This window comes from Aphanothece microscopica RSMan92 (assembly GCF_046613545.2).
In the GTDB taxonomy this organism is placed as follows: Bacteria; Cyanobacteriota; Cyanobacteriia; order PCC-6307; family Cyanobiaceae; genus NIES-981.
Window position 1 is genome coordinate 1 of sequence record NZ_JBKKKY020000354.1, and the last position, 581, is coordinate 581.

At 72.1% G+C, this 581-nt stretch carries 1 protein-coding gene; it reads left to right on the forward strand.

Translation table 11 applies throughout. The features are described from left to right. Nucleotides 1-75: 75 nt before the first annotated feature. A partial coding sequence (locus ACLD7X_RS17960) for a peptidogalycan biosysnthesis protein (RefSeq protein WP_411425051.1) occupies nt 76-581 on the forward strand: 506 nt, incomplete at its 3' end.

The following is a 581-nucleotide window of genomic DNA, read 5'->3' on the forward strand; positions in this document are numbered from 1 at the left end:
TCTCTCCGCAAATATCCTCCGGGGGGTCCGGGGGGTGGAAAACCCCCCGGCCCTCGACCGCAGCGGACCGGTGACATGACCGACGACCCGATCGAGATCACCCTGCACCCCGGCGTCGCGGCGATCCCTGCCGCGGAATGGGATGCGCTGGCCTGCCCCGAGGCCGCCGCGGGCGGGCGCCCGGCCGATCCCTTTACCACGCACCGCTTCCTGTCGGCGCTGGAAACCTCGGGTTCGGTCGGTCCGGGCACGGGCTGGGCGCCGATGCCCGTCGTGGCGCGCGCGGGCGGACAGGCCATCGGGGCGATGCCGCTTTATGCCAAGGCCCATTCCCAGGGCGAATACATCTTCGATCACGCCTGGGCACAGGCCTATCAGCGCGCGGGCGGGCGCTATTACCCCAAGCTTCTGGCCGCCGTGCCCTTTACCCCCGCCACCGGCCGCCGTTTCCTGACAGCGCCGGGCTGCACCGACCAGGGCCGCGCGGCGCTGGCGCAGGCGGCGGTGCAGATCGCGGCCGAACGGGGCATGTCGTCCTTCCATGCCAATTTCTGCACCGAGGACGAGGCCGCGGCGGGCGA